Origin of the sequence: Roseobacter insulae, from assembly GCF_019375555.1 — a bacterium.
GTDB classification, from domain to species: domain Bacteria; phylum Pseudomonadota; class Alphaproteobacteria; order Rhodobacterales; family Rhodobacteraceae; genus Roseobacter; species Roseobacter insulae.
Genome location: NZ_JAHXDN010000005.1, coordinates 395,830 through 408,401, shown reverse-complemented (window position 1 = coordinate 408,401; position 12,572 = coordinate 395,830). Strand labels below are relative to the sequence as shown.

Annotated in this window: 15 protein-coding genes; 10 read left to right on the top strand and 5 right to left on the bottom strand. The window is 58.3% G+C overall.

From position 1 onward, the window contains the following. The first annotated feature begins 9 nt into the window (after positions 1 to 9). Positions 10 to 528: a 2,4'-dihydroxyacetophenone dioxygenase family protein gene (locus KX928_RS19135; protein ID WP_219505863.1), complete on the top strand. Its 519-nt coding sequence runs from the start codon at positions 10 to 12 to the stop codon at positions 526 to 528. Then, the gene (locus tag KX928_RS19130) at positions 509 to 928 is read left to right on the top strand and encodes a methylglyoxal synthase (protein ID WP_219505862.1); all 420 of its coding nucleotides are present in this window, start codon (positions 509 to 511) and stop codon (positions 926 to 928) included. The genes KX928_RS19135 and KX928_RS19130 overlap by 20 nt, the downstream gene beginning before the upstream one ends. Here KX928_RS19130 and KX928_RS19125 read toward each other — a convergent pair whose 3' ends face one another. The 4 genes from KX928_RS19125 to KX928_RS19110 all read right to left on the bottom strand — a co-directional run bounded on the left by KX928_RS19125 (position 929) and on the right by KX928_RS19110 (position 4,970). Then, the gene (locus KX928_RS19125; protein ID WP_219505861.1) at positions 929 to 2,074 is read right to left on the bottom strand and encodes an alpha-hydroxy acid oxidase; all 1,146 of its coding nucleotides are present in this window, start codon (positions 2,072 to 2,074) and stop codon (positions 929 to 931) included. 47 nt (positions 2,075 to 2,121) lie between these two features. Continuing rightward, positions 2,122 to 3,405 carry a TRAP transporter large permease gene (locus KX928_RS19120; RefSeq protein WP_219505860.1) on the bottom strand — a complete coding sequence of 428 codons (1,284 nt, stop codon included), beginning with the start codon at positions 3,403 to 3,405 and terminating at the stop codon, positions 2,122 to 2,124. A 10-nt stretch (positions 3,406 to 3,415) separates the two neighbouring features. Further along, complete coding sequence (locus KX928_RS19115) at positions 3,416 to 3,901, bottom strand: TRAP transporter small permease (RefSeq protein ID WP_219505856.1); 486 nt, start codon at positions 3,899 to 3,901, stop codon at positions 3,416 to 3,418. A 70-nt stretch (positions 3,902 to 3,971) separates the two neighbouring features. After that, a complete protein-coding gene (locus KX928_RS19110; RefSeq protein WP_219505855.1) occupies positions 3,972 to 4,970 on the bottom strand; it encodes a TRAP transporter substrate-binding protein in 999 nt (332 codons plus the stop codon). A 127-nt stretch (positions 4,971 to 5,097) separates the two neighbouring features. Here KX928_RS19110 and KX928_RS19105 point away from each other — a divergent pair, with 127 nt between their 5' ends. The 4 genes from KX928_RS19105 to KX928_RS19090 all read left to right on the top strand — a co-directional run bounded on the left by KX928_RS19105 (position 5,098) and on the right by KX928_RS19090 (position 8,873). Beyond that, on the top strand, positions 5,098 to 5,763 hold the full coding sequence (locus KX928_RS19105) for a GntR family transcriptional regulator (protein ID WP_219505854.1): 666 nt from the start codon (positions 5,098 to 5,100) through the stop codon (positions 5,761 to 5,763). 498 nt (positions 5,764 to 6,261) lie between these two features. Continuing rightward, on the top strand, positions 6,262 to 6,744 hold the full coding sequence (gene rplO / locus KX928_RS19100) for a 50S ribosomal protein L15 (RefSeq protein ID WP_219505852.1): 483 nt from the start codon (positions 6,262 to 6,264) through the stop codon (positions 6,742 to 6,744). Between the two features lie 120 nt (positions 6,745 to 6,864). Then, a complete protein-coding gene (secY, locus tag KX928_RS19095) occupies positions 6,865 to 8,232 on the top strand; it encodes a preprotein translocase subunit SecY (protein ID WP_219505850.1) in 1,368 nt (455 codons plus the stop codon). Next, positions 8,229 to 8,873: an adenylate kinase gene (locus KX928_RS19090; RefSeq protein WP_219505848.1), complete on the top strand. Its 645-nt coding sequence runs from the start codon at positions 8,229 to 8,231 to the stop codon at positions 8,871 to 8,873. The genes secY and KX928_RS19090 overlap by 4 nt, the downstream gene beginning before the upstream one ends. On the opposite strand, the gene KX928_RS19085 is transcribed toward KX928_RS19090, so the two are convergent. Continuing rightward, positions 8,870 to 9,763 carry a hypothetical protein gene (locus tag KX928_RS19085; protein WP_219505846.1) on the bottom strand — a complete coding sequence of 298 codons (894 nt, stop codon included), beginning with the start codon at positions 9,761 to 9,763 and terminating at the stop codon, positions 8,870 to 8,872. The two genes, KX928_RS19090 and KX928_RS19085, sit on opposite strands and share 4 nt — an antisense overlap. Before the next feature lie 305 nt (positions 9,764 to 10,068). Here KX928_RS19085 and rpsM point away from each other — a divergent pair, with 305 nt between their 5' ends. The 4 genes from rpsM to rplQ all read left to right on the top strand — a co-directional run bounded on the left by rpsM (position 10,069) and on the right by rplQ (position 12,549). After that, on the top strand, positions 10,069 to 10,437 hold the full coding sequence (gene rpsM / locus KX928_RS19080) for a 30S ribosomal protein S13 (protein ID WP_219505845.1): 369 nt from the start codon (positions 10,069 to 10,071) through the stop codon (positions 10,435 to 10,437). A 15-nt stretch (positions 10,438 to 10,452) separates the two neighbouring features. Beyond that, on the top strand, positions 10,453 to 10,842 hold the full coding sequence (gene rpsK, locus KX928_RS19075) for a 30S ribosomal protein S11 (protein ID WP_011567694.1): 390 nt from the start codon (positions 10,453 to 10,455) through the stop codon (positions 10,840 to 10,842). A gap of 114 nt (positions 10,843 to 10,956) precedes the next feature. After that, a complete protein-coding gene (locus tag KX928_RS19070) occupies positions 10,957 to 11,973 on the top strand; it encodes a DNA-directed RNA polymerase subunit alpha (protein WP_219505844.1) in 1,017 nt (338 codons plus the stop codon). 156 nt (positions 11,974 to 12,129) lie between these two features. After that, positions 12,130 to 12,549, top strand: a complete 420-nt coding sequence (rplQ, locus tag KX928_RS19065; RefSeq protein WP_219505843.1) for a 50S ribosomal protein L17 — start codon at positions 12,130 to 12,132, stop codon at positions 12,547 to 12,549. Positions 12,550 to 12,572 lie beyond the last annotated feature (23 nt).

Sequence of the window (12,572 nt, the reverse complement as noted above, 5' to 3'; positions counted from 1 at the left end):
GAGTGACAAATGAAAGACGAAGACACCGCCCGAATGCCTTATCAACTGCCCTTCCCAAAGGATGCGCAGGAAGAAATCGTGATCCCGAATGCGGTCAGCGAAGACGAAAGGCTCTGGGTTCCACAGGCTGAAAACGTGTGGTTCCGGCCGCTTTGCCTGAACCGCTCACAGGGGTATTGGATGAACCTGTTGAAGGTGCGCAAAGCCGGTGTCCTGTCGCGGCACCGCCACCCCCAGCCTGTCCACGGCTTTGTCCTGAAAGGGCGCTGGCATTATCTTGAACATGACTGGGTCGCCGAAGAAGGCGGCTATGTTTATGAGCCACCAGGAGAGACACATACACTTGTCGTACCAGACGACGTCGAAGAGATGATCACCTATTTCCAGGTCAACGGCGTCATGTGCTACGTCGACCCTTGGGGTGAGGTGCAAGGGTACGAAGATGTCTTCACCAAGATTGATTTGTGCCGCAAACATTTTCAAGAGGTTGGCCTAGGGGAAGACTACGTTGACCAATTCATCCGGTGATGGACTGCGATTTGCCTTTGTCGCGCATGATGCCCGCAAAGGCGAAATCGTTGCGTGGGTGGGCCTTCACAAGGCTCGCCTGTCGGATGTGCGCGTCTTTTCGACCGGAACCACAGGTAGCCGGATCAAAGAGGCGTTTCCGGACCTTGATGTGACATGCCTGAAAAGCGGCCCTCTTGGCGGGGACCAACAGATTGGGGCGATGATATGCGAAGACAGGCTGGATGCGCTGATCTTTTTTGTCGATCCGCTGTCACCCATGCCACATGACGTCGACGTTAAGGCCTTGACCCGTTTGGCGACGGTCTATGACTTGCCGATGGCATGTTCCCGATCGACGGCCGATCTTATTTTGAACGGTCTTCTTGGCAAAGACATCGATGCCGCACGGGCGGTCTGACTAATTGTCCGTCAGAAAATAGTCGGCCAATTGATCAAGCCTTTCAACGCCGAGCTGGCTCATGTTCGCCTTGATATCCGCTTTCAGAATGTGAATCAGGTGGTCGATACCCTTGGCGCCAAAGGCGGCAACCGCATACTGAAACGCGCGGCCCACCATCACGAAATCCGCGCCCTTGGACAAAGCACGCATGACGTCGAGCCCCCATGCCACGCCAGAATCGTAGATAAGCGGGATATCTGGTCCGACCGTTTCGCGGATTTTCGGCAACTGATCAATCACCGCCGGTCCCGCTTCAAATTGGCGCCCGGAGTGGTTCGACACCCAAATGCAATCCACGCCTTCATTGACCATTCGTTTGGCATCTTCGGGCCGCAGAACCCCCTTGACGATCAACTGCCCATCCCATTCTTCCCGCAATTCGCTCAGGTATTGCCAGTCCGGAATCCCCCGGATCAGGGCACCGGCATGGGTAAAGCTCTCCCTTCCGCGCTGAGGCACGTAGTCGTCAAAGAACCGCATGCGCGGCATGATCCCTTCGCGCAGATGGGCAAGACACCATGCAGGCCGCAACGCCATTTCGACAAGCGTGCGCAGGTCAGCCTTGGGCGGAACGGTCAGGTTGGCGCGCCTTTGTCGTTCGCGTCGGCTTTCTTCGGGAACATCCACGGTGATGATCAGCGTGTGAAAGCCCGCGGCCTTGATCCGGGGCATCATCTTGCGGCGCAAATCGCCGGAGTTGACGGGGTAGTGCTGGAACCAGCCATTGATGCCAATGTGCGGCGCTACGTCTTCAGGCGATGCTACCGCCACGCTGGACAACGAAAATGGAATGTTGTGCGCCACCGCCGCCTTGGCCAGCAGCCTCTCGGCCCCGGCCCACATCAAACCAGACATGCCCACGGGTGCAATCCCAAACGGCAGATCATATGACTGGCCCAGCAGGCTTGTCCGAAGGTCAGCCTTTGTGCGACCGCACAGAACACTTGGCATGAACCCAATCGCATCAAGCGCATCGCGGTTCACCTTCAACCCCAATTCCCGCCCCGTTGCGCTGTCGAGATACTCGAAAGCGAATTTTGGGATGCGCCTGCGCGCGGCGATCCGCAGATCTTCAATCGACGGGTGTGACAGATCCAGATCCATCTAATATCTCCAACCTTGTGTCATTGCGCCCGCAGGCCCCGGACCGATCACCAAAGGGACGGCAAAGCCAAGGAAATCGCCGGAACATAGGTGATAAGCATCAGCAGGATCAGCATGCCGACAAAAAAGGGCAAGATCGCCTGACTGAGTTTCTCAATGGACACTTTCGAGATGCTGCTCGCCACAAAGAGGTTCACACCCAGCGGCGGTGTGCAAAATCCGATCGCCAGATTGACCGTCAGGATAACGCCGAAGGCAATTGGATCGACACCCAGGGCGGTTGCCACCGGCAACAGGATTGGTGTCATGATGATGATTGATGAAATCGTCTCCATGAACATGCCGATCACCAACAGCAACAGGTTGATCAACAAAAGGATGATGATCGGATTGTCAGAGAGGCTGGTAATTGTCGTCGCCAGTTCAGTGGGTATCCGCGCCAGAGTGATCAGCCTGCCAAAGGCAGTGGCCATGATCACCAGGACAAGAATAGTGCCGCTGGTCTTTGCCGACCCTGCGAGAATTTCGGGCAGGTCCTTGGCGGTGATATCGCCGTAGACAAAAATACCGATGATGGCAGCATAAACCACCGCGACGGCGCCTGCCTCGGTTGGGGTGAAGATGCCGCTGTAGATGCCGCCAAGAATGATCACCGGTACGAGAAGCGCCCAGATCGATGTCTTGAAGCTTTGCCAGACGCCTGGACCGGAGAATGTGGTGGTGGATTGCTGAACAACCTCATCGTTGCGCAACAAAAAGCGGGCAACCAGCATGAACATCAGCGCAAAGAGAACACCCGGAATGACGCCCGCAAGGAACAGTTTTCCGATCGAAACCTCGGCGGTCACGCCATAGATGATAAACGGAATACTTGGCGGGATCATAACCCCGATCATGCCGGAAGATGCGGTCAGCGCACCACTGAACCTGCGCGTGTATCCGACCTTTTCCATCTCGGGGATCATGTTCGACCCGATGGCGGCCACAGTTGCCGGGGACGAGCCGGAGATGGCCGCAAAGAAGACGCATGCCAGCACGTTCACATAGGCCAACCCGCCTCGGATGTGGCCGATCAGAGCGTTGGCAAAACCCACCAGACGCCGCGACATGCCTCCGTGCTGCATCAAATCGCCAGCCAGAATGAAAAGCGGCACAGCGATCAATGGAAAGGAATCCGCGCCTGTTACGACTGACCGTGCCAGAAGCACCATAGGCGGCGTGCCATCGACGAAGATCATCACGATCATGGTTGCAAGGCCAAGGCAAATGCCGATGGGTACGCTGAAGAGCAGGAGGGCAAGGAGGGTCAGGAAGAGAGCTGTAGCCAGCATTGGAAAACCCTCACGCTTTGGTTTGTGCGATCAGTCGCAGCGTTCTGATCAAATGTTGGATGACACGGATCGCGGAAAGGGCTGCGCCGACCGGGGCAGAGGCATAGAGGATCGGGATCGGCAGCCCGAGAACGACGGATGTCTGGCTTGCCACAAACGGCAACATGATCAGCTTGATGCACTCGATTGTCAGCATGACAAGAAACCCGAGGACGAGAAGCGCGATCACGACATCTGCAACAAGTCGTGCCCGGTCGCTCAGAATGTCGCGCAGGACTGTTATCCGTACATGGTCACCGGTATGGAACGCGTAACTGACACCAAGCCACACAAACCAGACAAACAGCCAGAGCGTCAGCTCCTCGCCCCACGACAGCGAGGCATTCATGACGTAGCGCATGAAGACATTGCCGAAGATCAGCACAACAATGGCCGCCAGCAGCGTGCTGGCCATAACTTTTTCAATATTCAGATCGATCCATTTGACAAGTGACATCGTTTACCTCCCCTTAAACGAAGAGGGACCCGCGCTTTGTGTGGCGCGGATGCCCTGAATTGTCCGAAAATCAGCTTCCGCTCGCGTCTGCCACAGCTGCCACCCACGCGTCGTAGGCTTCCGTCCCGACCTCTTCGCGATACTGCAGGCGCACGCTTTCGGTCTTATCTGCAAATGCCTGACGTTGCTCGGCTGTCAGTTCCAGAACCTCGACACCAGCGGCGCGGATCTGTTCCAGCTGTGCGGCATCTTCGGCGGCGACCAACTCTGCTTGATACACGCGAGCGGCTGCCATCGAGTCTTTGACCAGCTGTTGGTGTTCAGCGGACAGGCTGTCATAGAAGAACTGTGACATGACAGGCATATAGACCGCGAACACGTGACCGGTTGTCGAAAGATACTTCTGCACCTCATAGAACCGCTGGGAGGTAATGATCGCCAGCGGGTTTTCCTGCCCGTCAATCACGCCCTGCTGGAGGGCGGAGTAAACCTCGCCAAAGTTCATCGGCGTTGGGTTGGCCCCGAGCGTCTCGAATGTGGCAACATGCGCCGGTACTTTCATCGTACGCAGCTTTACGCCTTCAAGATCTTCGGGTGTCGCGACGGGGCGGACGTTGTTGGTAACGTTGCGGACCCCCAGTTCCAGCCAGCCAAGACCCACGAGGCCCTGGCTTTCGACCCGTTCCAGCATCTGATCACCGGCAGCGCCGTCCAGCACGTCAAAGGCAATGTCCTTGGAGGCGTACATGTAAGGAAGTTCAATCACCGCAAAAGCCGGATCCCAGCCTGCAAAGAAGGAGGAAGGCGGGATCGCCATTTCCAGAACACCGGTTTGAACGCCTTCGATCATCTCTCGGTCGGGGCCCATTTGGGAGGACGGGAAGATTTGCACGTCGATTTCACCGTTTGACCCGGCTTCGACAAGTTCTTCGAATTTCAGGAGCGCACGATGCATGTGGAACGCTTCGGCGGCGCCATGACCGACCTTGATGACGGTCTCAGCGGATGCTGCAAATGCAAGTCCGGCTGCCAGGGCAAGGCTGAGTGCGATTGTAGGTCTTTTGAACATAATGTCCTCCCGGGGGTTGAGCGATGGTTTGATTTGTTAATTTTCGATCTGATATATCAGATACAATATATAAATCAAGACAGCTTTTGAGATCGTGCTAAGGTGGCCCAAGAAAAAAGAGGTGAGTATGGCAGACCCATTGCAGATCAAGCGTCCTGAATCGTTGAGTAAAATTGCCGAAGACCACATTCGGCAAGCTATTGTCACCGGCACATTTCGATTGGGTGAGTCACTGCAAGAGGCGAAGCTTTCGGAGCTCATGGGTATCAGCAAAACTCCGATTCGTGAGGCGTTGGCCGCGCTCAACCTTCAGGGTCTTGTCCAGGTCATTCCGCACCGGGGCGCCTTTGTTTTCTCTTTGTCGCAGGACGATGTGGTTCAACTCTGCCGGTACAGGCTGATCCTCGAAACCGCCGCATTGGACCAAGCGCTCGCTGCGGACCGCGACGCTCTGCTGGCAGAGCTTGACGATATTGTCTCAAAGATGTCTGACGCCCGCGCTGCCAACTCCTTCGAGCAATATCTGAAGTTTGACGCTGAATTTCACGATGCCTTTTTCCGGCATTGTGGAAACAACTACTTGCGGGATGGATATCAAAAAGTCGGCGACATCGTCCGCACCATGCGAACGTATCTGTCCAGGCGTTCCGAGCGGACAGCAAAATCATTCAAGGAGCATGAAGCCATTACGACCCTTCTGCACGAAGGTAAGGTGAAACCAGCCAAGGACGTACTCAAACGACAAATCACGCGGGGCGAGCGTTCATACTCCGATTTGGTTGGGGTTAAGTAGGATTGTAAAACACACCTTGATCGCCAACGGATTGATGTATCAACCATTGTCACCACTAGACAGACTCTGCGAAGTTCGGACGCCATTCGCCGGTCAGTCAATGAAAATCGACGTCAGCATTGATTGCCGGGATGCGGTATAAGCCTCCATCCACATCATCACCGATGTAGGAATGGACTGACTATCCCGCTAAGTCATGATCGTTGGCAGTGAAAGTGTGCAAATCATGTGCAAACCAACCTGAAGGTTCGCAAAACCTTCTGAACCAGACATTGGCGCAAGTGCAGCGAAATGGTGGTTTGTCCCGCACAACTGACATTGCTGCTAGAAACACAATTGAAGTTCTTCAAGCTGCCTCAGAGATCAAACTGACCCTTGATCCTATCACAAACCAAGTCTATACGCCCACGATCACTCCAACGGTGATCATTGAATCGAAACGCCGTGTTTGCCCGCTCCCGTCGCTGGGGGGTACATCCGGCCAAAGGAGAAGCGACAATGAAACTGAATGAACTGTCTGACAACGCAGGCGCAACCAAGAAACGCAAGCGCGTGGGCCGTGGCCCGGGTTCTGGCACCGGTAAAATGGGTGGCCGCGGGATCAAAGGTCAGAAATCCCGCTCGGGCGTGGCGATCAACGGGTATGAAGGCGGGCAGATGCCGCTCTACCAACGTCTGCCGAAGCGTGGCTTCAACAAGCCAAACCGCAAATCATACGCAGTTGTGAACCTCGGCCTGATCCAGAAATTCGTGGACGCAAAGAAGATCGACGCCAAGAAAGCGATCACCGAGGATGTGCTGATCGAAAGCGGCCTCGTGCGCCGCAAACTGGACGGTATCCGCGTTCTGGCAAAGGGTGAGGTGACCGGCAAACTGACCATCGAGGTCACGGGCGCGTCCAAATCCGCCATCGACGCGGTGGCCAAAGCGGGCGGTGCGCTGACCGTGGCAGCACCGGCGGCGGCTGAAGCGGAAGCTTGAGCACCAGGATTGGACTTGTGGGCGGCGACATCGCCGCTTACATAGACTTCTGAGTTTTCCTTCACGCCGCCCGCCGGAAAACGGCCCGGGCGGCGTGTCCGTATCGAAAGAGAGCCCTTCATGGTATCTGCCGTTGAGAACATGGCCGCCAACACCAGCTGGTCCGCGCTGGGCAAGGCGACGGACCTGCGCAACCGCATCCTCTTCACCCTTGGTCTGCTGATCGTCTACCGTCTGGGCACCTTCATCCCGGTGCCGGGCATCGACGGTGTCGCCCTGCGCGAGTTCATGGAGCAGGCAGGCCAGGGCATCGGCGGCATGGTCAGCATGTTCACCGGCGGCGCGCTGGGGCGGATGGGCATCTTTGCCCTTGGCATCATGCCCTATATCTCGGCCTCGATCATCGTGCAGCTGCTGACCTCGATGGTGCCGTCGCTGGAACAGCTGAAGAAAGAAGGCGAGCAGGGCCGCAAGAAAATCAACCAGTACACGCGCTTCGGCACCGTGGCACTGGCAACATTGCAGGCCTACGGGCTGGCGGTCTCGCTTGAAGCGGGCGATATCGTCACCGATCCGGGCCTCTTTTTCCGCATGTCCTGCCTGATCACGCTGGTCGGCGGCACCATGTTCCTGATGTGGCTGGGCGAGCAGATCACCGCGCGCGGCATCGGCAACGGCATCTCGCTGATCATCTTTGTCGGCATCATTGCCGAAGTGCCCGCCGCCATCGCGCAGTTCTTCAGCCAGGGACGTTCCGGTGCAATCAGCCCGGCGGTGATCATCGGCGTGCTGATCATGGTGATCGGGACAATCATGTTCGTGGTCTTCATGGAACGTGCGTTGCGCAAGATCCATATCCAGTATCCCCGCCGCCAGGTGGGCATGAAGGTCTATGACGGCGGGTCCAGCCACTTGCCGGTCAAGGTCAACCCGGCGGGCGTGATCCCGGCGATCTTTGCCTCGTCCCTGCTGTTGCTGCCGGTCACGATCTCGACCTTCTCGGGCAATTCCACCAATCCGGTGATGTCCTGGCTGCTGGCGAATTTTGGCCCGGGTCAGCCGATGTATCTGCTGTTCTTCGTCGCCATGATCATCTTCTTTGCCTATTTCTACACGTTCAACGTGAGCTTCAAACCTGACGATGTGGCGGATAACCTAAAGAACCAGAACGGCTTTGTCCCCGGCATCCGGCCCGGCAAGAAGACCTCCGAATACCTCGAATACGTGGTCAACCGGGTGCTGGTGCTCGGCTCGGGGTATCTTGCGGCGGTCTGCCTTCTGCCGGAAATCCTGCGCGGGCAATTCGCGATCCCGTTCTATTTCGGCGGCACCTCGGTGCTGATCGTGGTCTCGGTGACAATGGACACCATTCAACAGGTGCAAAGCCACCTTCTGGCACACCAATACGAAGGCCTGCTTGAGAAGTCGCAACTGCGCGGCAAGACCGGCGGCAAACCTCGCAAGAAACGGAGCCCCGTCCGCCGATGAATATAATACTGCTGGGGCCTCCCGGGGCCGGTAAGGGGACGCAGGCGCGCCACCTTGTAGAGACACGCGGCATGGTGCAGCTGAGCACCGGTGACATGCTGCGCGAGGCCAAGGACTCCGGCACGGAAATGGGCAAAGTGGTGGCGGACGTGATGGCGCGCGGCGCGCTTGTCACCGACGAGATCGTGATCGGCCTGATCCGCGAGAAGCTGGAGACGGTGAAGGCCAACGGCTTCATCTTCGACGGCTTTCCCCGGACGCTGGCACAGGCCGACGCGTTGGGCGAGTTGCTGGAGGCCGAAGGCGAAACGCTGGATGCGGTGATCGAAATGCGGGTCGATGATGCGGCGCTTGTCGCGCGGATCGTGGCGCGGTCGACCTGCGGCATGTGCGGTGAGGTCTATAACGACAACACCAAGCCGATCCCGGCGGATGGCAAATGCACCAACTGCGGCGGCACCGAATTCAAACGCCGGGCGGATGACAATGAGGAAAGCCTCAAGACCCGCCTGATGGAATACTACAAGCAGACCTCGCCGCTGATCGGCTATTACTATGCCAAGGGCATGCTGTCCCGCGTTGACGGGCTGGGCGCGATCGGCGCTGTTCAGGGCGAGATCAAGGCCGTGCTGGACAGCTAACGGTACTTGATGTCCGATGGTTTGCGGATGTCTCCCGCCAACCGCGGCACATGCTGGATAACATAGGCATAAAAGGCCGCGTTCTTGCGGCGCGCACCTTTCGCCGCATCGGCGACCTTCGCGGCGGCCCGGATGTGCATGATCTCCTCGCGCGTCAGGTTGTATTTCACCGCAACGCCGCGCGACGGATGCGTGTTGGAGACCGCGTTCTTATCGTCGAAGAATACCTCAAACAGCTTGGCACCGGGCTGCGGCGCGTCTTCGGGGGAGGTGTAGGCATCTTCGGGCCCGGTGATTTCGGACAGGAACCAGGTGGGTTTCGGATCGATGTCGGCGCCGGTGACCTGAGCGGCCACCCAACGCCGCAGGTCATGGACGTACTGTTTTTTGCCGACCTTTTTCAGGTGCCCGGGATGTTCGCTCTTGAACTGCGTGACAGCGGCGGTCCAGTCGACATGGAATTGCCGGCTGGAGGCGGGATCGTGGGGGGAGGATTTCGCACCGGAGGGATGGGTTGAGCGCGCGCGCCCGTCGGTGAAATAGACGCTGCCGATCTTTTTGTCGGCGATGCTGCACATCACCGCGACCTCGGTGCCGAGGTATTCGGTGATGGTCCAGGGATCGAGCCCCTTGTCGCTGTCGTCCCAGGCGGGGGTTTCGTCTGCGTCATAATCGGGCAGGAACGGGCTGGAACTGGTGTCAACCTCGCGCTGAACCACCGCCGTGGCGCGCCGTTGCAGGGTTTGCAACTGGCTGACGGCGGGGCTTTTGTCGGCGCTTTGCCGCAGGGCCGCCAATGGGTCAGTTCCCGCGGTGCGGCGGGGCGCGGTGGCGGGCTTCGGTGACGCGGTCGCAACGGCGGCAGGCTTGCGGGGGCGGGCGGTTTTCATGCCGGATATTCCAAGTTCTGGAGCGCTTCGGATCATGCTACCTGAGGTGGTAATTGCCGTCCAGTGTCCTGGCGGTGCTGCCGGTCTTTCGCTCGCGCGGCATCTGACCGGCCAGACGGGTTGACGCCATCCTAAAAAGCCCATAACACGCGCTATCTCGACAGAGAATCAAATCGCAAGGCAGGTCGCTCCTGTGGCGCGAGATCACCTGATCAGCTGACGCCCGATGGCAGGAAACGCCTCGGGCTTACGTTGTGAAAAAAGGGTCTGGAATTACGGACCCGCAACGAAAAGGAAATAGACACGTGGCACGTATTGCCGGCGTAAACATCCCGACTGCAAAGCGGGTTCCCATCGCCCTCACATATATCACCGGTATCGGCAACGCCTCCGCGAAAGCGATTTGCGAAGCTGTCGGTATCGACGCGGCCCGCCGGGTCAACGAACTGTCTGACGCGGAAGTACTGGCCGTGCGCGAGCACATCGATGCCAATTACACCGTCGAAGGCGATTTGCGCCGCGACACGCAGATGAACATCAAGCGCCTGATGGACCTTGGTTGCTACCGTGGCCTGCGCCACCGCCGTAACCTGCCGGTTCGTGGTCAGCGCACCCATACCAACGCTCGTACCCGCAAAGGCCCCGCGAAGGCCATTGCCGGTAAGAAGAAATAAGGGAGGGTCTGACCGATGGCACGTGATAAAGTACGCGTTAAGAAAAAGGCCAGCAAGAACATTGCCGCAGGTGTGGCGCATGTGAACAGCTCCTTCAACAACACCAAGATCCTGATCTCGGATGTGCAGGGCAATGCGATCTCCTGGTCGTCTGCGGGCACCATGGGCTTCAAGGGCTCACGGAAATCCACACCCTATGCGGCCCAGATGGCGGCAGAGGATGCGGGCCGTAAGGCACAGGAACATGGCGTGAAGACGCTGGAAGTCGAAGTGCAGGGCCCGGGTTCGGGTCGTGAAAGCGCCCTGCGCGCATTGGCCGCTGCCGGGTTCAACATCACCTCGATCCGTGATGTGACGCCGATGGCGCACAACGGCTGCCGCCCGCCAAAGCGCCGCCGCGTATAAGCACTCAAAACTTTGTGGGGCCACGTGGTGTGCACGCGGCCCCCATCCGCTTTTTAGAAACCTCGAGCGTCTGCACCTTTCGGACATGGGGCGCAGACAAGAATGGAGGGACGCATGATCCACAAGAATTGGGCTGAACTGATCAAGCCACAACAACTGGACGTCAAACCGGGCAATGATCCGGCACGTCAGGCCGTCGTCATGGCCGAGCCGCTGGAGCGCGGTTTCGGCCTGACAATGGGCAACGCGCTGCGCCGTGTGCTGATGAGTTCGCTGCAGGGCGCGGCGATCACCTCCGTACAGATCGACAACGTGCTGCACGAGTTTTCCTCTGTCGCCGGTGTGCGTGAAGATGTGACCGACATCATCCTGAACCTCAAGGGCGTCAGCCTGCGCATGGAAGTCGAAGGGCCGAAGCGCCTGTCGATCTCTGCCAAGGGGCCGGGTGTCGTAACGGCGGGTGACATTTCCGATTCCGCAGGGATCGAAGTGCTGAACCGCGAGCATGTGATCTGCCACCTTGACGATGGCGCGGACCTCTACATGGAACTGACCGTCAACCAGGGCAAGGGGTACGTTTCCGCCGAGAAGAACAAGCCGGAAGACGCGCCCATCGGCCTGATCCCGATCGACGCGATCTATTCGCCGGTCAAGAAGGTGAGCTATGACGTGCAGCCGACCCGCGAGGGCCAGGTGCTGGATTACGACAAGCTGACCATGAAAGTGGAAACCGACGGGTCGATCACGCCGGATGACGCGGTGGCCTTTGCGGCGCGCATCCTTCAGGATCAGCTGGGCATCTTCGTGAATTTCGAAGAGCCTGAATCCGCCTCCCGCGCGGATGAGGATGATGGTCTTGAGTTCAACCCGCTGCTGCTGAAGAAGGTGGACGAGCTGGAACTGTCGGTGCGCTCTGCGAACTGTCTGAAGAACGACAACATCGTCTACATCGGCGACCTGATCCAGAAGACCGAAGCGGAAATGCTGCGCACACCGAACTTTGGGCGCAAGTCGCTGAACGAGATCAAGGAAGTGCTGTCGGGCATGGGCCTGCACCTCGGCATGGACGTCGAGGACTGGCCGCCAGACAACATCGAGGATCTGGCCAAGAAATTCGAAGATTCCTTCTAGAAGGGGTCTTCACCAAGACGCCCGCCTCTGGCGGGACAATGCCCGCGCTGGCGGGGAATACCTGGGTCGCAAGACCCCAAGGAGAACCGGGTGACACGCATCACCCGGTCAGACAAAGCAAAACCGCCCGTAGAGGGCACGATTAGGAGAAGATAAATGCGTCACGCACGTGGATACCGCCGCCTGAACCGCACACATGAGCACCGCAAGGCGCTTTGGGCGAATATGGCCGGCTCGCTCATCGAGCATGAGCAGATCAAGACAACGCTGCCCAAGGCCAAGGAACTGCGTCCGATCATCGAGAAGATGATCACGCTGGCCAAACGGGGCGATCTGCATGCCCGCCGTCAGGCGGCTGCAAAGCTGAAGCAGGACCAGTATGTCAGCAAGCTTTTCGACGTGCTGGGCCCCCGGTACAAGGACCGCCAGGGCGGATATGTGCGCGTGCTGAAAGCGGGGTTCCGTTACGGCGACATGGCACCGATGGCGATCATCGAGTTTGTCGATCGTGACCGGGATGCCAAGGGCGCAGGCGACAAGGCGCGTCTGGCCGCGGAAGAAGCCGCAGAAGAATAGGGTCCGCGCAAACTGCGTCTGGC